The 19732-nt window shown below is 33.2% G+C and carries 8 protein-coding genes and 1 pseudogene; 7 read left to right on the top strand and 2 right to left on the bottom strand.

What is annotated here, in order from left to right:
- Window positions 1–1638 precede the first annotated feature (1638 nt).
- From MK851_RS06570 to MK851_RS06555, 4 genes are all read left to right on the top strand, one after another.
- The gene (locus MK851_RS06570) at window positions 1639–3099 is read left to right on the top strand and encodes an alkaline phosphatase PhoX (RefSeq protein WP_320242536.1); all 1461 of its coding nucleotides are present in this window, start codon (window positions 1639–1641) and stop codon (window positions 3097–3099) included.
- Window positions 3099–4892: a cytochrome-c peroxidase gene (locus tag MK851_RS06565; RefSeq protein ID WP_320242534.1), complete on the top strand. Its 1794-nt coding sequence runs from the start codon at window positions 3099–3101 to the stop codon at window positions 4890–4892. Before MK851_RS06570 ends, MK851_RS06565 begins: the two co-directional genes overlap by 1 nt.
- A 111-nt stretch (window positions 4893–5003) precedes the next feature.
- On the top strand, window positions 5004–5768 hold the full coding sequence (locus tag MK851_RS06560) for a DUF6503 family protein (RefSeq protein WP_320242532.1): 765 nt from the start codon (window positions 5004–5006) through the stop codon (window positions 5766–5768).
- A 127-nt stretch (window positions 5769–5895) separates the two neighbouring features.
- Window positions 5896–7557, top strand: a complete 1662-nt coding sequence (locus MK851_RS06555) for a sodium:solute symporter (protein ID WP_320242530.1) — start codon at window positions 5896–5898, stop codon at window positions 7555–7557.
- Here MK851_RS06555 and MK851_RS06550 read toward each other — a convergent pair.
- Window positions 7554–9041 (bottom strand): NAD(P)H-hydrate dehydratase, encoded by a 1488-nt coding sequence (locus MK851_RS06550; protein WP_320242528.1) that lies wholly within the window; start codon window positions 9039–9041, stop codon window positions 7554–7556. The genes MK851_RS06555 and MK851_RS06550 overlap by 4 nt on opposite strands.
- A gap of 84 nt (window positions 9042–9125) precedes the next feature.
- Window positions 9126–9815, bottom strand: a complete 690-nt coding sequence (gene cmk, locus MK851_RS06545) for a (d)CMP kinase (RefSeq protein ID WP_320242526.1) — start codon at window positions 9813–9815, stop codon at window positions 9126–9128.
- Window positions 9816–10074: 259 nt separating this feature from the next.
- On the opposite strand from cmk, the gene MK851_RS06540 reads away from it, so the two are divergent.
- From MK851_RS06540 to MK851_RS06530, 3 genes and pseudogenes are all read left to right on the top strand, one after another.
- A complete protein-coding gene (locus MK851_RS06540; RefSeq protein ID WP_320242524.1) occupies window positions 10075–12252 on the top strand; it encodes a gliding motility-associated C-terminal domain-containing protein in 2178 nt (725 codons plus the stop codon).
- 6 nt (window positions 12253–12258) lie between these two features.
- The gene (locus tag MK851_RS06535) at window positions 12259–14094 is read left to right on the top strand and encodes a PorP/SprF family type IX secretion system membrane protein (protein ID WP_303506504.1); all 1836 of its coding nucleotides are present in this window, start codon (window positions 12259–12261) and stop codon (window positions 14092–14094) included.
- 47 nt (window positions 14095–14141) lie between these two features.
- Window positions 14142–19732 (top strand): annotated as a pseudogene (locus MK851_RS06530) (hypothetical protein); the annotation flags it as partial.

The following is a 19732-nucleotide window of genomic DNA, read 5'->3' as shown; positions in this document are numbered from 1 at the left end:
ATAGTTTTCCTAGCCGCATGTGCAGCTCGTATAGCATCGAAATAAATTTTCGTGTGTATTACTTCATTTTAAAAATGAGGCAATAGTCATCTAACCCAAGTGTTTGGGTAGTAGGTAGAATTAAATTGATTGAAACATCAATTCATGAAGATGCGTTACTACTAAGGCCTATTGAGTACAACAGACTTCAGGGAATTCTACTTTGTCATAAAGGAAGCGTTTGCAATTTTGAGGTGAACGCTAGTTGATTTTGATTCTAAAATAGTGACATCATTATAAATAATGAATGTAATTTTAGTAAGCGTTCTTGTTGAATGAGTAAACGTTCTTTTTCATTTAGTATGTGCAATTTTAATGTTTTCATAGCATTTATTTTGTCTCCTTAATATAGTGAAAAAAAACGAATTATACAAGTTTTAACTTGTTGAAAATGTGTTTTTAATAAAAAAAAGCGTCTTTTTTAAAAAGACGCTTTTGTGTTATATATAAGTGTAGAATAATTACTAATTCCTCATTAAATATTTTGCTCCACAATAAACATCCTTGTCTTTTTTTGCTGTGTAACCAGCTCCTTTTCCATAAGCTAAGCTGATACTTCTGTTTATGTTAGTTAATACCATAGTTTTAAATTATTATTTGTTAATAATACCAATTAAGCATATCTTAATAAGTATGGTACAAATATACGAAATTTTTATAATAAAACAAGTGTTCAGGGTGTTTAATTAATTGGTAATCAGGTTCTTGATGTATGTTTAAGGTGAGTGAGGGCTGTCCGGATAATATCCAGATAACTAGTAGTTTTTTAACGTTTTGTACGTTAGTAGCTTAGAGTTCAATTAAGAGTTTTTAGTATGTTTTAAATTAAAATCCATTTTCAAAAAAATATAAAAAAAAGCGTCCAAAATTAATTGGACGCTTTGTATATCATTAGTTTTTATAATTAAATCATATTTGAGTTTTCATTATAATTAACATACAACGTCCGGTTTCGGAAGATTCCTTCATCAGGATTCCCACGAAAACTACATGTTAAGCTTACAAGCTCTTGTGTTATATGTAAATTCATTTTTTTCATAAAAAGCAAATATATAAAATTTTAAATAATTTCTGTTTTAACAAAATTTTTGGCTTTTGAGGCCTTTTTTACCTCATTTTGGTGAAAAAGTAAGTCAGTGACTTACTAAAAGTAAGTCACTGACTTACCAAAAAGAAAATTAGACGACTTATTTTTGTCTCGGTTAAAACTTAAGCCTTCAATAAGGTAAGATATAAAATGGGGAATTATATCACGTCGTAGGGAAAGTTCTATGAAGAAAAAGAAAAACAAAATGATTTTTTACTCTAACCAAAGTAAAATTTTGATGCAAACTAAGAGTACCTTTTAAAGGTGCTCTTTTTTTTGTTAGAAAAAGAGGTGTACCAAGAAGTAATATGAGTTAAGTAAGTTAAGAGATGGTTAAGGATTGTAACGGTAATAACTAGTGTTTACAGGATTTTACGAAAATTGTTGTTTAAAGTTGTTTAAGTTTAGTTAAAGTTGGTAACATTTTGATGAGGTAGATTTAAACTACAACTAAGAACTTCTTAAAGTAAGTGTTGTTGATTTGCGGGTATAAAACAAAAATTAACAGAATAATGAAAAACTTACTTAAATTAGGGCTCTTAGGTGTTTGTAGCGCAATAGCTTTAACATCGTGTGACTCTGATAGTACACCTAACCATGGAGATTCAATAGAATTAAAAGCACATTCTAAAACTCCCAACTTCTTAAAATTAGAATCAGAGTTTTCTAGAGTAAACATTTTTCCTTTATTGTCTTCTGAAGACAAGTTAGAAGATACACCAAACTTTGTGTATGGTTCTATGGCTGATGGTGCTGGATTAATGAGAAATTCAGATGGAACTTATACTTTAATTAATAATATTGAGGCAGATTATTCAATTGCTCGTATAAAGCTAGATAAAACTTTTAAGCCTGTACATGGTGAATATATTTTAAATGCAAATGCTACAGCTAGTACAGCACAGTGTTCAGGTTCATTAATTACAGAGGCAGAACATGGCTTTGGCCCATTATATTTATCTGGTGGAGAATGGGGAGGAGCTTCTAAAGGAGTTTTCGCAACCGATCCTTCAAAAAATGCTTCAGCAGCAAGTTCACCAAGAATGTTAACAGCTATGGGGCAATGGTCAACAGAAAATGCAGTAGCAATTGGTAAAGATGCATACGCAGATAAAACCGTTGTATTTATTGGAGATGATCATTCAGATAATGAAGTTCCTTCAGGTCAATTAGGAATGTATGTAGGTGATAGAGGAGATTTAGAAGGTGGTAAATTATACGGATTAAAAGTGACTGGTGAAGGTATTACGTATGAGGTAGATATGAAAGAGGGGGCAACTTATAACGCTTCTTTTGTTGAGTTAACTGAAAAGAATATCGATTTATTAGATGCTGAAGCTAAAGAAAAAGGAGTGATGGGATTCTCTCGTTTAGAAGATATTGATTGGAGAAGAGGTTCTGCTAAAAATAACCGTGAAATCTATTTTTGTGTTACGGGTCGTAAAAAAGACGGTTTAGTGGGGAAAGGAAGTATTTACGGACGTGTATATAAAGTAGAGTTAAATGAAAATGATCCTACTGGAGCAGCAAAAATTACATGTGTATTAGATGGTGATAAGTTAGATGGTAAGGCAAGTGCTTTTCATAGTCCAGATAATATCGTAGTAACAGAAAACTACGCGTATATTCAAGAAGATCCAAATGGATATTTTGATGGTGAAAAGAACCACGCTGCAAGTTTGTATCAATATAATTTAAAAACAGAAGAGTTAAAGAAGGTATTAGAGTGCGATCAGGTTGCAGCTTCTGCTCAAGGTTACGGACGTTCTTTTCAAGAAAAAGCATGGGAGATTACAGGTATGATTGATATTTCTAAAACTATTGGAGTAAGTAATACTTTTTTGTTAATTACTCAAAACCACGGATGGATTCCTGCTGATGGTGGAGCTTTTACAGATCCTTTAGCAAATGATGCAGCTGAAACTTCTAAAGAAGGAAGTCAATTATACATTGTTCAAGGATTAGATAGATAATGAAAAACAATTTTCAAAAAATTAAAAAGGCACATGTTATTATGTGTCTTTTTCTGGTGTCTATAATTAGTTGTAAACAAGAAAAAGCAACAAGCTATTCAAAGCTAGATAATCGAGCTTTAGTAGCTAAAGTTCAGGAATACTATTCAAAACATCTTGACAGCTGTATTTCAGATTTAGAAGAAATTAATGCTGTTGATGAGGCTTCAGAAAAATTGAAAAAATACAAATTAGCAAGAAAAGAGTTTAAGTTAATTGAACCAATATTGGCCTTTGTTGATAAAGAAAATTATAAGAGTTTAAATGCTCCGAATATTTTAAAGGTAGAAGAAGAAGATGCAACAGATATTAAAATAAGAAATCCTTTCGGGTTTCAAGTTATAGAAGAATTATTATATGAGGATAAGGTTGATACTATTGAGGTTGATAACATAGTAAAAGCAACTACAAATAGACTTAAATTAATAGCTGAAAATAATACACTGTATTTAAAAAAACATCATATTTTATGGTTGCTACGAGATCAAATAACACGCATAGCTTTGGTAGGAATTACAGGTTTTGACTCACCAGTATTAGAACAATCATTAATAGAGGCTAAAACAAATTATGAAACTTTACTGTTTATTATAGATGTATATAAAAAGGAATTTTCAAAAGATAATTTATATGTTGATTTTGTAAACGAATTGCAGATGGCTCAAAAAGTATTGCAAAAAGACAATTTTGAGTCGTTTAATCGTTATAATTTTATTAAAAATTATGCGCATAAACAATTAGAGCTGTTGGTAAAAACCTCAGAAGATTGGAAAGTAGAATTTCCATTAACTATGGCGTTCAATAATAACATCACTTCATTATTTTCTAAAGAAACATTTAATGTTGATTTTTTTAATGACTATCATCAGTTAGAAAAGGCGATGTCTAATGAAAAAATAGCGTTAGGAAGAAAGTTGTTTAATGATAAAAACTTATCTAAAGATGGAGTGATGAGCTGTGCTACTTGTCATATTAAAGACAAGGCTTTTACTGATGGATTAGCAACGTTTCCGAAGCAAAAAAGAAATACTCCAACATTGCTATATGCTGCTTATCAACAAACTTTTTTTCATGATGGAAGAGCGGGAAGTTTAGAGGGGCAAATTGTTGGAGTGGTGGAAAACAAAAATGAGTTTCATACCAGCTTAGAATATTTGACGGAAACTGTAAAAAATGACAGTGTATATACAAAGTCTTTTACTGATTTATATGGAAAAATAACTGATTTCAATATCAGAAATGCAATAGCGAACTACATCAGAAGTTTAGGTGATTTTAATTCTAAATTTGATAAGAATATCAACAATAAAGAAAATAATTTAACAACTTCTGAAGTTAATGGGTTTAATCTTTTTATGGGGAAAGCAAAATGCGCAACATGTCACTTTCCACCAGTGTTTAACGGAACAGTTCCACCTAATTTTACGGAAACAGAAGTAGAATCTATTGGAGTTCCAAATATGAAAGAAACTGAGTTAGATGATGATTTAGGAGCTTATGATATATTTAAAACTGAAGAACGAAAATACTTTTTCAAAACTTCTACCGTTCGTAATATATCCAAAACGGCTCCCTATATGCATAATGGGGTATATGAAACTTTAGAGCAAGTAATTGATTTTTATAATAAAGGTGGAGGAGAAGGATTAGGGTATGAAGTGCCAAATCAAACCTTACCGTCAGATAAATTGAATTTGTCAGAAAAAGAAATTGAAGACCTAATAGCTTTTATGGAGAGCCTAACGGATGAATAATTCATTCAATTTTTATAGTTAACATAAAACTCTCTGAATGTATTTTTAGAGAGTTTTTTATTTTTACTGTAATTTTTAGTGGCAGTTTCGACCAATTAAAACAAACCAATTATGATGAAAAAAATACTAGTACTAATAACCATAGCTCTTTTTTCAATAGCCTGTAAAAAAGAAGTTAAAAAGGAAACAATTAAAAAAGAAGAGGTATCAACGTTAAAATATCCGAAAGCATTAGAAGAAGTTCTTGAAAAGCACGGAGGAATAGCACAATGGAAAAAAAAGAAAACATTGTCATTCACATTAAAAAATGAAGAACATACTACAGATTTACATTCAAGAAAAATAGTAGTGAATTCTCCAAAGTATTCTTTAGGGTTTGATGGAAAAGAAGTGTGGCTACAACAACAAGACTCAACAGCGTTTAAAGGAAACCCTGAGTTTTATTATAACCTATATTTTTATTTTTACGCAATGCCTTTTGTGTTAGCTGATGACGGAATTGTATATTCAGAAACAGAATCCTTAACTTTTGAAGGAATAACATACCCAGGAATAAAAATTTCATATAAAGCCAACGTAGGAACTTCACCAGATGATAATTATTTTATATTTTACCATCCAGAAACAAAACAAATGGCATGGTTAGGGTATACGGTAACCTTTTTTAGTAAAGAACCAGCAGATGCGTACAAAATTATAAGATACAACGATTGGGAAAATGTTAACGGTTTGTTGTTACCAAAATCCATAACTTGGTATGCTAAAGATGAAAAAGGGCAACCAACAAAACCAGCAAAAGAACCAATTCAGTTTAAAATGCCTTTGTTAAATGAAGCATCATTAGCCAATAGTTTCTACGAAAAACCAAAACAATAATTAACTAAAAAAATAAAGTATGGATAAAAAGTATGTATGGAAAAAAGAGTATACGTTAGTCTTGGTGGCTAATTTAGTATACATCGTATTATTTTACATAATTACAAACATATATACAAAATAAATCATGCAACTAATAGATTGGATTGTTCTTTCGGTAACGTTATTGTTTATTGTTTTATACGGAGCTTGGAAAACCAGAGGGAGTAAAAATGTTGAAGATTATATAAAAGGAGGAAACCAAAGTAAGTGGTGGACGATTGGTTTGTCTGTTATGGCAACACAAGCCAGTGCCATTACTTTTTTATCTACTCCAGGACAAGCATTTCATAGTGGAATGGGCTTTGTACAGTTTTACTTCGGTTTACCAATAGCGATGGTAATTATTTGCTTAGTATTTATCCCTATTTACCACCGATTAAAAGTTTACACAGCTTACGAATATTTAGAAGGAAGGTTCGATCAAAAAACGAGAACCTTAACTGCAATTCTGTTTTTAATTCAACGCGGATTAGCAGCAGGAATCACCATTTTTGCACCCGCTATTATTTTGTCAGCAGTTTTAGGTTGGGATTTAGTTACGCTAAACATTATTATAGGTGTTTTGGTAATTGTTTATACCGTTTCAGGAGGAACCAAAGCGGTGAGTGTTACACAAAAACAACAAATGGCAGTAATTTTTGCAGGAATGTTTGTAGCTTTTTATTTGATATTACAATACTTACCTGATGATATTACATTTACAAAAGCATTAGAAATTGCAGGAGCTTCTGATAAAATGCAAGTACTCGATTTTTCTTGGGATTTAAATAACCGTTATACGGTTTGGACAGGTATTTTAGGAGGAACATTTTTAATGTTATCGTATTTTGGAACAGACCAAAGCCAAGTACAGCGTTATTTATCAGGGAAATCATTAAGAGAAAGTCAATTAGGATTGATTTTTAATGGGCTGTTAAAAGTACCGATGCAGTTTTTTATTCTGTTAGTAGGAGTGATGGTGTTTGTGTTTTATCAGTTTAATCCGTCACCGTTAAATTTTAACCCAAAAGCAGGAGAAGCAATAGCAAATTCTAACCTCGAAACGATTGAAAAATATGTTGAACTAGATGAGCAACATCGATTTATCGAAGAACGAAAAAAAGCATTGATTTTTGAAGGGTTAACTCCTGAAAATGTCACCAAAATTCAAGAGTTTAATGAACAAGATAAGGTGCTAAAGGAAGAAGCAAAAACAATTATTTCAAAAGCAGACCCACTGGTAGAGACAAACGATAAAGATTATGTGTTTATCCACTTTATTCTGAATAATTTACCCAAAGGATTAATAGGTTTGTTGTTAGCAGTAATTTTATCTGCAGCCATGTCTTCTACAGCTTCTGAGTTAAATGCCTTAGCAGGTACTACAGTGATTGATTTATATAAACGAAACTCAACCAAAGAACACAACGAAGAGCACTATGTGAAAATGTCGAAATGGTTTACGCTAGGTTGGGGTATTTTGGCAATTTCAGTTGCCTGTGTAGCCAATTTATTTGATAACCTAATTCAGTTGGTAAATATTATTGGTTCTATTTTTTACGGAAATGTGTTGGGGATATTTTTATTAGCTTTTTTTATAAAATTTGTTAGAGGAAATGCAGTATTTATTGCAGCAATTATTACGCAACTATTAATTATTGCAGTTTGGTATATTGATTGGTTACCATACCTGTGGTTAAACGCTTTGGGTTGTGGATTGGTAATGTTGTTAGCAATACTAATTCAATCATTTTCTAAAGAAAATTAACTTTTTTCTATTCGTAAAAAATCAATAATATCAGAAGCAATTAACGCATTGTATCCTTTTTTACAAGTGGCTTCATCACCTGCTTTCCCGTGGAAAAATACACCTAATAAAGCGGAATGTAACGGAGGGTAATTTTGTGCAAGTAATCCAGTTATAACCCCTGTGAGTACATCACCGCTACCACCTGTTGCCATTCCTTGGTTTCCAGAAGTGTTGAAGTATAAATTTCCTTCAGGAGAAGAAATCACAGTATATGCGTTTTTTAAAACCACGATGCATTGATATTTAGCAGAAAACTCAAGTTGTTTTTGTAAACGTTCCGTTGAGGTGTCAGATTTTCCAACCAATCTATCAAACTCTTTAATATGTGGAGTTAAGACAGAGTTTTTAGGAAGTAACGATTTTAATTCTTCGTTTTGGGCAATAATATTGATAGCATCGGCATCTATTACTAACGGGCTATTACTTTTCGATACTAATTTTTTTACAAGTTGTGTCGTTTTTTCGTTAACACCTATTCCAGGACCTATCGCGAGAATGTCGTATTTGGAAATTTCTGGGAGTTGGGTCACGAATTCTTCATTCTCATCGGTTAGGCACATTGCTTCTGGAATGGAAGATTGTATAATTTGATACCCGCACTTAGGTATATAACTAGTTAACAGGCCAGCACCACTTCGTAAGCAAGCTTTAGAAGATAATACGGCAGCTCCCATTTTTCCGTAGGAACCAGCAATTAATAATGCATGTCCGTAACTTCCTTTGTGAGACTGACGAGGTCTTGATATTAAAAGATCGGTAATTTTTTCGTTTAGAATGTAATAGTTGTTCTCTTGTTGCTGAATAAAATCTTCATCCAAACCAATAGCGACTGTTTTCCAATTTTTTATATGGTTTCCATTTTCAGGAAAAAAGAAAGAAAGCTTTGGTCGTTGAAAACTTACTACTAGGTCTGCTTGTACAACAGTATCGGAATCAGGTAACTTATCGCAATACAATCCAGAAGGAACATCAACAGCATACACAGTTTTTTTAGCCTTATTAATACTTTCAACAACATGTTTTATAAAACCAGTAATTGGTCTGGAAAGGCCAAAACCAAAAATAGCATCAATAATCACGTCGTACTCAGAAAAGTCAGGAACTTCACTAGTTGATTTTATGCTAATAGTATCGTCAAGTTTTTGGAAATTAATATCACAATCTGGGCTAAGTGTATCTTTAAATTGAACTAAAAAAGGTTGTACAGTATATTTTTTACTTCTTAAAATTCTGGTAATAGCAAATCCGTCACCACCATTATTACCAGCACCACTAACAATAGCAATTTTTAAAGAGTGATCCAATAAGGGTTCAATAGCTTTTACAAACGCTAAAGATGCTTGTCCCATTAAAGCAAAAGAAGTAATTTCTTTTTTAGAAATAGTATGTTCGTCAGCTTTTCGTATTTGAGTAATATTGATTATTTTTTGAAGATTTTCCATGTAAGAAATTTACAACTTTACATAAAAAAAACAAAAAAAAACTAGAAGAACTTTAGGGAATATAACGATGGTTGGAGTTTGTTCTTACTGAATTTTAAGATTAACCAAACTCATAATACGTTCAAACTGTTCTTTAAGCCCCATATCAGAATTGTCAAATTCAATAGCATCATCAGCTATAATTAGAGGAGAATCTTTTCGGGTAGAGTCTATACGGTCACGCTCTTGTACATTGTGTAATATTTCTTCGTAGTTTACTTTATCACCACGATCTAGCAATTCTTTATATCGGCGGGTTGCGCGTTTGTCCGCAGAAGCAGTCATAAATAATTTTAGTTCAGCATTAGGAAAAACCACGGTTCCAATATCACGACCATCCATAACAATACCTTTGTTTTTACCCATTTCCTGCTGCTCACGAACTAACTTTTTTCTAATTTCAGAAACTTCAGCAACTTTGCTTACCAATTTAGAAACTTCAATACTTCTAATTTCTTTTTCAACATTGATTCCGTTTAAAAACATTTCAGCAAAACCAAGTTTTTCATTAAAAGTAAAAGACAGAGAAATGTTAGGTAAATCAGCAACTAAACCTTCTGAATTAAAATGATTTTCAGAAATATAATTATGTTGCATGGCATACAAAGTAACAGCTCTATACATGGCACCAGTATCAACATAAATATAACTTAGCTCTTTAGCTAATTGTTTAGCAATAGTACTCTTTCCTGTAGATGAAAAACCGTCAATGGCTATGGTGATTTTCTTAGTCATGATTCAAAAAAATGGATAACAAATATACGGTGGATTTTTAATATAATGAGGTTACTTTTTTATAGTTAGGTTTAAGATTGTTAAGTTGCTTTTTAAAAGTTTGTTATATAGTGTCTTATTAATAGTTTTTTAGTGTTTATAAACTTTAGTTGTAGGTTACATATAGATTTTATATATTTCGGCGTTAAATTTTGTTAATTTTAATGCCGTTTTTGTTAAGAAAAACTATAAATTTGACACCCCTTAAAGGATCCCTTAAATGAAAAACTACACTAAAAGCATTTTATTACTTTTAGCGACACTTCTGTTTTGTGCAACAAGTGCTGTATCTCAGACGCTACTTAAGCCCGAGGTTCAGTCTGGTGTTGTTTGTCTTAATGGGAGTCAAACAGTTACATTTAAAGTAACAACTCTACCTGATTCTGGTAATACCTATACCATTGAATTATCAGATAAAGATGGTAATTGGGGGAGCCCAACAAACGTATTAACATTTACCAATGCGAATAATCTTTATACTTTTACCAGAAGTTTTGGATTACCAGATAATACTTATGGTGCGAATTATAAAGTGAGATTGAGAGCTTCTTCAGTATCTTCATCAGAGGAAACAAGCCCAGACTCAGATTCTTTTGAAGCGTATAAATATGATTCAGATTTAGTATTAAATAATTATGAAGACGTTATACTTTGTGATAGCGGGTCTGCTGAACTTACACTAAATACTGATAAGGATGCTGATTATCAGTGGTATAAAGATGATGTGCTATTTATCACTACAACAGAGCCTAAACTAGAGGTTACTGAGTCAGGAAAGTATCAGGTAAAAATTAATAATGGAAAATGTGGTAGTGTAACTTCAACAATATCTTCTGTAATTATCTTAGATAATACAGCTAAACAAATAAAAGGGCCATCAACTGTAGAAATATGTGGGGATGAGTCACATACTTTTGAAGCTAACACAAATCGTTCTGGTTTAACTTATAACTGGTACTTAGATGGTAGTTTAGTTCAATCATCTAATTCTTCAACGTATACAACACCAACAACAGGGCAGTTTGGAACGTATTATTTAGAAATTGAAACAGGAACCTGTACTACTAAGTCTAATAATGTTACATTACAGCAACAAACAGCAGCAGGTTTTACAGTAACGAATGTTGGAGCTTTAGAGAGAATTATTTTATTTGGAGAAAAAAAAGAATTGTGTATTACACACGATGCTGACCCCTCAGAAGTTACTATAGAATGGTATAGAGATGATGTAACTATGGGAACTGCTGTAAGGAATCAGCTATGCATAGATGCAGCTACAGCAGGAGTGTATTATGCAAGAGTAACAAAGAGTACAGGTTCAGCTTGTGATGATATAGTTGATTCTGAAAAGTTTACACTATTAAACGTAACATCATTTGAACCAATAATAAGAACAGAAACTGATTATGAAGAATGTAACACAACAAGTACAAAGTTAAGTATAGTTGGGATTATGGCTGAAGCAGAGGATGGAAATGATTATGATTTAACATCAGATCAAATAGCTTTGTTGAGTTTTGAATGGTATAAAGATAATGTAACAACAGGAGGAACAGCAAATGAATACATAGTAAATTCATTTACAGACAATGGAGTATATACATTAAAAGCAAGTTTTAACGGTACAGAAGGAATATCTAATGAATTAGATATTAAGTTAGCTGAAGTGCCTGAAATAAGCAGTACATCAACTTCAAATTCACTATGTACTGGGTCTTCTATAACTTATACAATAAATAATGTAGTAGCAGGTTATACGTATCAATGGATTAAAGATGGTACGGATGATGTTACTCCAACAGATCCTCAAACATTGGTGGTGACAGAAGTAGGAGAATATGTGTTGAAATATTCAGGTTTTGGTTGTGATAATAAACTAGACCCAATAAATGTAGTGATGTTTGATGATTCTGCAGTAACTATTACTCCTTCTGAGATTGTAGTAATGGAAGAAGGAAGCTCAGCAACCATAACAGTGGCAGGAGGAGAATCGTATGAATGGTACGAAGGAGAAAATACCTCAGGAGCCTTGTTATCAACAACAGAAGAACTAACAGTAACTACTTTGGGGTTTTACACAGTATCTGTTAAAGTAGGGGCCTGTTCAGTAACAAGAACGGTAGAAGTTGTAGAACCAGATGGACAAATAATAGTACCTAATATTGTATCGCCAAATCAAGATGGAGCTAATGATACTTGGAAATTGTCAAACTCTTATGCATACCAACCTAATGTAGAAGTTATTTTGTACAATTCAGGCGGAAAAGAAATTCTAAAAACAACCGATTATAAAAATGATTGGCCTATGGAGAGTCTTGGCAATCAGAAGATATTTTACTATAAGATTATTAAAGACGATAAATTGATAAAAGCAGGAACTATATCGGTAATAGATTAAATTTAGATGATAAAAAAAATTACTTTATTTATTGTTTTAGTGTTAAATGTGTTTGTGATACAAGCACAATTTTCTGGTGGTGAGCAGCAATATAATAGCTTTAATTCTCGTAGTTTTATGAAATTTAATCGTTTTTTAACGGTGCCTACCTTTTCTGCTTTACGAGAAAATAAAACTTCAATTTCGGCTATCGTAAGAAATAGTAATGTTGAATTTGAAGACAATCCTAGACTATATTTAGCAGCCTACTCGGGAAAAATGCGAGAAAATGTGGGAGCAGGTTTAGCAGTTTATCAACAAGAAGTAGGAGTATTTAAAGATTTTGGAGCCTTAGCAAATTATGCGCATCGTTTGCAGTTAAATGAAACGATGGATTTAACTTTTGGATTTAACTTTTTATATAGTAGGAGAAGTGCTGATGGATTAAAAGTGAATTCAACAGATCCAGAACCACAAATATCCAATTACCAAGATATACCTGTTGTAAATTTTCAGCCAGCTATAACCTTATCAATAGGAAAGTTTGATGTAGGAGTGTTTTTTGAGAATTTAGTAGACTTTAATCTTAAAAAAAGTGAGATGGCAACTTCTTTTGGAGAAAAAACATTTTCGGGGCATCTAATGTACTCTCATGAATTTACTTACGCATCAGGGCTTTTTGAAGGTGCAGATATACGAATGTTAGCAATGGCAAGAAAACCAGGAGAAGGAGAGTTTGGTTATGGAGCAAATGCCATTGTAGATTTACCTAAAGCAGGTTGGGTAAAAGCAGGTTATGACAAAATATATGGAATTTCAGCTGGTGTTGGAATAAACCTTTCAGAAAATTTAGCGATAGGATTTAGTTACGAAAAAAGTAGTTTTGCAGCAACAAATGAAGTTGGACTTATTTATAATTTTGGTAAAAAAAGGTTTACAAGGGAACGACCTAAGAGGAGAACAGGAAATATTAAAGTTAACCTTCCAGAAAGAACACCAAAACAAGAAATAATATATAAAAACCCAGAGCATAACGATTTATCTGATGAAATTCAGCAAGCACAAGATTCTATTGATATTTTAAATAAAAAGATAGATGAAGTATTACGAATACTAAAAAATCAACCAACACCTAAAACAATTATCAATACTAATACAGTAATTGTTAAGGATAGTGCTCAAACAAAAGATACTTCATTAAAAAGAAGATCAAATAAACCGTGGCGTAAAAGTACGGTAACGCGCTCTGGTGGAGGAGGAACCATGTATTATGTGGTGTCTGATCAGTTTAGAAGTAAAGAAAATGCAGAAGCGTTAATAGATAAGTGGTCACGATTAGATATTGAAGCAAAATATGTATTTGAACCTAATAAAAAATTATACTATGTGTACATAGATAGGTTTGCTAAAGAAGAAGATGCAGAAGAAAAAGTAGATGATTTTAATGATAAAACCCGTTTGTTTGAGAAAAATGATGATAAAAAAGACAATTCTACAATAAAAGTTAACAAGATTACAAAAGATCCAGTGTATGTGGTTAAAATAACCTTAGGAGGAGCGTTAAGTAGCTCCGAAGAACCTAAAACACAACCTCCTGCTAGAGTTTACCCTATGGATGCTGAAGGAGTAGAACCAGGATATTATTTAAGAGTTTATGTAAACTCACAAAAAGCACTAGCTGACCGTAATGTTGATGAATTACGAGGTGATGATATAGATGCAGATTATTTTGTAGACCCAAAAACAGGCTACATGCATATCTACATTTTTAAAACAACAGATAGAGCAGAAGCGATTAAAATGTACAACACAAATTTAAATGGAACCTTTTACGATCGTAAGGCAATCATACAGATAAAATAAAATATATAACAGAAGAACTTGATTAATTAATTCCCCCAATTGATATTATGAAGAGAATAATTACCCTACTAATAATTGTATTACAGACCCTTATTGGTTTTTCACAAGAAAAACCTAAACCTAATTCAAAACCGGCAAAAGTAACATTAGATGAGACAGTTGGTTATGAAAAATTAATGGAAAAACTTTCTCAAGAGAAGGCATTAAAACCTCCATCAACACCTTATTTTGATCAGCGAGTTGTTAAACCTGACGGAAGCTCAGGAGGTATTAATATTAAAGGAGATATTACGTTTATAGCCAATAATGTTTTAAGTATTGATCAATGGGGGTATGACCCAGAAGACCCTTACGATGGATCTAGTTCAAACGGAACTGTTAATATGCAGTATATTGATATTGACGGGGATTCTTCTACAGATTCATCAAGTTCAGATGAGTTAAACTTACCAAGTTGTTCTAGAGTAGTATATGCAGGATTGTATTGGGCTGGTGTTTATCCTTACGAAACTTGGGGGGGACGAGAAAGTAGGAGATATAATCCATATCAAATAAAATTCAAATTACCTGGTGGGGCTTACCAAGATATAGAAGCAGATGCGAGTGATGTTACAAAGAGGGAGCTAATTTATGATAATGGTGTTGCTTATATATGTTATAAAGATATTACCTCAGATATTCAAGGGTTAGCAACTGTAAACCCTGAAGGGCATAATGGTACTTATGTAGCAGCTAACATTAGAGCAACAAGAGGAAGAGATTATTCCGGTGGTCTAGGAGGTTCTGGAGGTTGGACAATGGTAGTAATTTATGAAAATGAAACAGAGTCAAGTAAAAATATAGCTGTCTTTGATGGTTTTGCAGATGTACGTAATGGGAATAATGTAAATTTATCATATTCTGGATTTACAACAGTTCCAGTTGGTCCTAATCCTGCAAATCCAGCACCAGTAAGAGCAACATTATTAGCCGCAGCCTTAGAAGGAGATAGAAGTATATATGGAGATAGATTTCAAATTAAAAATACAGCTGGTAATTTTGTAAATCAGTATACTCCTAATACAAATCCCAGTGGTAATTTTTTTAATGGTAGTATTACTAGGTATGATCAATATGTAACATCACGAACCCCTGATAGTGAAAACACCTTAGGTTTTGATGCAGATTTATATCAGTTAAGTAACCCTAATAACAGTGTCATAACCAACGGACAAACTTCTGCAGAAGTAAAATTTACAACTAGTGGAGATGTATATTGGCCTTTTCTAAATGCTTTAGCTGTTGAAATTATAGAGCCTAAAGTACAACTAATAAAAACAATTGAGGATGCTAGTGGAAATGATATACAAGGTACACCTGTAGGTTTAGGGAGTGAATTGTTTTACAATATAAGCTTTCAAAATGTAGGAACAGATGATGCCAGAAATACAGTAATTACAGATTTATTACCAAAAAATGTAGACTTATTAACAACTACAGCACCAAATGGATCTGTTGCTCCAGATGGGACACGTTTTGATATAGACTTACCTCCAGGAGTATCTATAACAGCATACGATCCACCAAGCGCAGCCAATGATAATAGAGCTGAATTAGAGATTTCAGTGCCAAATAATATGGTTTTAGAGGGAGGTGCCCTTTATAACATTCGTATGCATGTTCAAGTAGTAACAGACTGTAGCCAGTTAAGAGATGTGTGTTCTACTGAGGTTAGAAACCAAGCGTTCGCAAGATACGAAGGAATTAGAGGGGGAGTTGTAGTTGATAACGAACCTAGTTATGCAGGTATAGACGATTGTGATTTTGGTATAGTAGGTACTTCAAACTTTTTAGTTGATACAAGTGGATGTTCTTTTGAAACGACACAAGTAATGTGTGGTTCTAGTATAACATTAACTGCTGGAGCAGGGTTTGAATCATACGAATGGAGAGATGCCTCAGGCACTTTATTAGGAACTACTACAGTACCATCTTTTGATGTAACTAGTGAAGGAACGTACACAGTTAATAAGATAGCTTCAGCTGCATCAGGGTGTATAAATGCTGAAGAAACCATACATGTTGTAGGATATAATTCAGAACCAAATCCATTGCAACCATTTGCAGATCAAGTGTTAACTTGTGCAAGTAATGGAGAAGAGTTAGCGGAAGTTTACTTATGTGGTGATAGTGGATCTAGAACGATTAGTTTACCGTTTGATACCTCTTCAGCTACAACAGTACAATGGTTTAAATTAGATGAATCTTCTTGTACTGATGTAACAGAGTCAGGGTGTCCTAATGTAAATACAGCCTGTACATGGAATGAAGTAGGAAGCGGAGAATTTTCTAGAGATTTTACTAATGAAGGAGAATTTCGTTTAGATGTTTTATATGATGGAAGATGTCCTAAAAGTTACTACTTCAATGTGTACAAAGCGACTTTAAATCCTACTTTTATTAAAGAAGATATTTTATGTGGAAACAACGGGTCTATTACTGTAAACAATATACCGGCAGGTTATCAATACAGTTTAACAGGTCCAGGAGGTTATAATGCTCCTTTTCAAGATAGTAATGTTTTTTCAGGTCTAACAGCCGCAGGAAACTATAACCTTTCAATCCGTGTAAGTAGTGCATCTGCAGCTTCATGTACATATACTTTTCCTCCTATTAATATTCAGGAAAATGACATAGATATGGACGTCATTACAACACCTATGCAGTGTTTTAATGATTCAGCACAAATAAGAGTTCAGGTAAATAATGTTCCTGGAGATTATACATATGAATTATTACAAGGTGGAAGTGTAGTAGGAACAGAAGGACCAACAGCTAATAACGATTTTACTTTTAATGTTACAGATGGGGGCGCTTATACAGTGAGAGTTACAACACCTCAATGTACCGCTACAGAAATGGTTGTTATTAATGAACCAGATGAGTTAGTACTTACTGCATTAAAAACTAAAGATATAACTTGTGAGTCAGGAAGTTCAGATGGAATAATTCAATTAACTGCAAGTGGAGGAACATTAGACACATCGTCAGGCAATAATTATAATTTTGCTGTATGGACGAGTCAGGGAACAGATTTATATACAAACCCATCAGATATTCCGAATACTGCTTTTTTAATACCAGCAACAAATCCATACACCTACAACGTGCCTGTTGGTAGTGAAGGAGTATATCGATTTATTGTTATTGATGATAATAACTGTTATACAATTTCAGCCCCAGTTGAAGTTACTGTAGAACCTGAATTAGTATTCACTCATTCAGAAACAGATGTAACTTGTAATGGTTTAACAGACGGAACTATTAATGTTAGTGTTAATGGAGATAATTTAGGATATGGAGTAGAGTATAGTATAGATAACACTACATGGTATACCACAGGTGCTTTTGATAGCTTAGATGATGGAACTTATACTATTTATATAAGGGCATCAAAAAATTCTTATCAGTGTTTATATGAAATTCCTAATGTAGTAATAAATGAGCCAGCACCACTTAATGGAGGAAGTGCTACAAAAACTGATTTAGAATGTAACACCTCTGGAGGAACTACCTTTGGTACTATAACCTATACAGCACCAACAGGAGGTACTCCTAATTATACATATTATTATAAGTTAAATTCAGCTGCAACTTATACCTTAGCAGCAAGTAATCCAGTAACAGGGCTTCCTGCAGGAACATACAACACAAGAGCAATAGACGCAAGTGGATGTATAATAGATTTAAATGATGTAACTATAAATGGGTTACCTTCAGTACCAAATTTAACAGAGTCAGTTGTTTATAATTGTGATGGTACAGGAAACGTAACTATAACAGCTATTCCAGCAGGAACATATACTTATACTTTAAACGGAAATTCAAATACTACGGGTGTATTTAATAATGTACCAGTAGGAGGATATACAGCTGAAGTAACTTATGGAGGTAGTTGTGTAGAAGATATTACGGTTACGGTAAATGCAGGAAATGAATTTTCAGGAAGTATTGTAGGTTCTACAGATAGTGAATGTTATGGTTCAGATAATGGATCAATCACAATATCAGCAAATAACGTTATAGGAGGAAGTTTTGAATATTCGACAGATGGTGGAGCAACTTGGTCAATGACAGCCGATAACCCTTATAGAGTTGTAGGTTTAGCAGCAGGAACATATAATGTGTTTATAAGAGAAGCTGATGGAGGAGTGGCAAGTTGTGTATTTGATTTAGGTAATGTTACAATAGGGCAACCAGAAGAATTAACCTTGGCAGCATCAGTGACTCAAGAAGTAACTTGTAATATTGCAACAGGAACTATTACAGCTACTGCTACAGGAGGAATCCCTCCATACGAATACAGTATTGATGGAGGTGCTAATTGGGAAACTAGTAACGTGTTTAACAACGTGCCACCAAGAGCAACTGATTATGTTGTAATGGTTAAAGATAGTAGAAATTGTAACGAATGTGGCTGTACAGCCAAATTGTTCCAAAATGGAAGCTTTGAAAGACCAGCAGAAACAGCAACAAGATATAAATGGTATAATGAAGATGATGTACCAGGTTGGGACTCTACGGCGTCTGATAATTTAATAGAGCTTTGGCATAATGGATATAATGGTGTCACTGCTCATGAAGGAGCTACGTTTGCCGAATTAAATGCTAATAAAGAATCATCATTATATCAAGAATATTGTACACAACCAGGAGATATAATTACTTGGTCTGTAGCACACAGAGGAAGAAGTGGTTTAGATAGAGCAACAGTGAAAATAGGAAGTGACTTAGCCACAGCCGGAGTTGTTGAAACCATGGAAACAAATAACACTGCTTGGAAAGTATACACAGGTACTTATACTGTTCCAGTAGGGCAATCAACCACAATAATTGCTTTTGATGCATTATCAACAGCAGGAGGAAATAAGACAGTAGGGAATTTTATAGACGACGTACAAATTAATATTGCGAGTACAACTTGTGTACCTGTAAGTGTACCAGTTGTAGAACCAAATACAGTAGATTTTGATTTAACGCCTACATTATGTTATGATGGAAGTGGAAATGGCGAGATTCGAGTAGAAGTTACATCGGGTAATAATGATTATCAATTTAGGATAGATGGAGGAGTTTGGCAAACACCAGCAACGGCAACTCCAGATGAGTTTACTTTTACAGGATTAACAGACGGTACCTATAGTATTGAAGTAAGAGACGGATTAGGATGTACAATTCCAGCAAAAGATGCAACTATTTTACCACAGTTAACAGCAACAATAACAGCAGTAAGCGCTACATGTAACGATGGTCAAATAGTAATTACACCAAACGGAGGAGACGGTAATTATCAATTTGTTGTAGAAGACGCAGGAGGTACACAAACTTCACACACTTCTAGTCCAATTTATGTATCAGCAGGAACCTATACAGTATATGTAAGAGATAAAAATGGAGGAGCGAATTATTGTGAGTATACAGATACAGTAACAGTCAATCAAATAGCAGCACCAACTGTAAGTAGTACGTCAACACAACCAAATTGTAGTACAGATACAGGAACAATCAATGTAACAGTAGGTAGTGGAACATCGCCATATACCGTAACAGTTACAGGACCAGGAGGGCCATTTGTACAAGGACCATCAGCAGATGTTAA

This window comes from Tenacibaculum sp. 1B UA (assembly GCF_033978845.1).
Taxonomy (GTDB): Bacteria; Bacteroidota; Bacteroidia; order Flavobacteriales; family Flavobacteriaceae; genus Polaribacter.
Note: the sequence above shows the minus strand (reverse complement) of the source record. Positions and strands in the feature narration are given on the sequence as shown.

Excerpts from the sequence above, each read along its gene's own strand:
- MK851_RS06570 (WP_320242536.1), top strand. The coding sequence starts at position 1,639 with ATGAAAAACTTACTTAAATTAGGGCTCTTAGGTGTTTGTAGCGCAATA.
- MK851_RS06565 (WP_320242534.1), top strand. The coding sequence starts at position 3,099 with ATGAAAAACAATTTTCAAAAAATTAAAAAGGCACATGTTATTATGTGT.
- MK851_RS06560 (WP_320242532.1), top strand. The coding sequence starts at position 5,004 with ATGATGAAAAAAATACTAGTACTAATAACCATAGCTCTTTTTTCAATA.
- MK851_RS06555 (WP_320242530.1), top strand. The coding sequence starts at position 5,896 with ATGCAACTAATAGATTGGATTGTTCTTTCGGTAACGTTATTGTTTATT.
- MK851_RS06550 (WP_320242528.1), bottom strand. The coding sequence starts at position 9,041 with ATGGAAAATCTTCAAAAAATAATCAATATTACTCAAATACGAAAAGCT.
- cmk (WP_320242526.1), bottom strand. The coding sequence starts at position 9,815 with ATGACTAAGAAAATCACCATAGCCATTGACGGTTTTTCATCTACAGGA.
- MK851_RS06540 (WP_320242524.1), top strand. The coding sequence starts at position 10,075 with ATGAAAAACTACACTAAAAGCATTTTATTACTTTTAGCGACACTTCTG.
- MK851_RS06535 (WP_303506504.1), top strand. The coding sequence starts at position 12,259 with ATGATAAAAAAAATTACTTTATTTATTGTTTTAGTGTTAAATGTGTTT.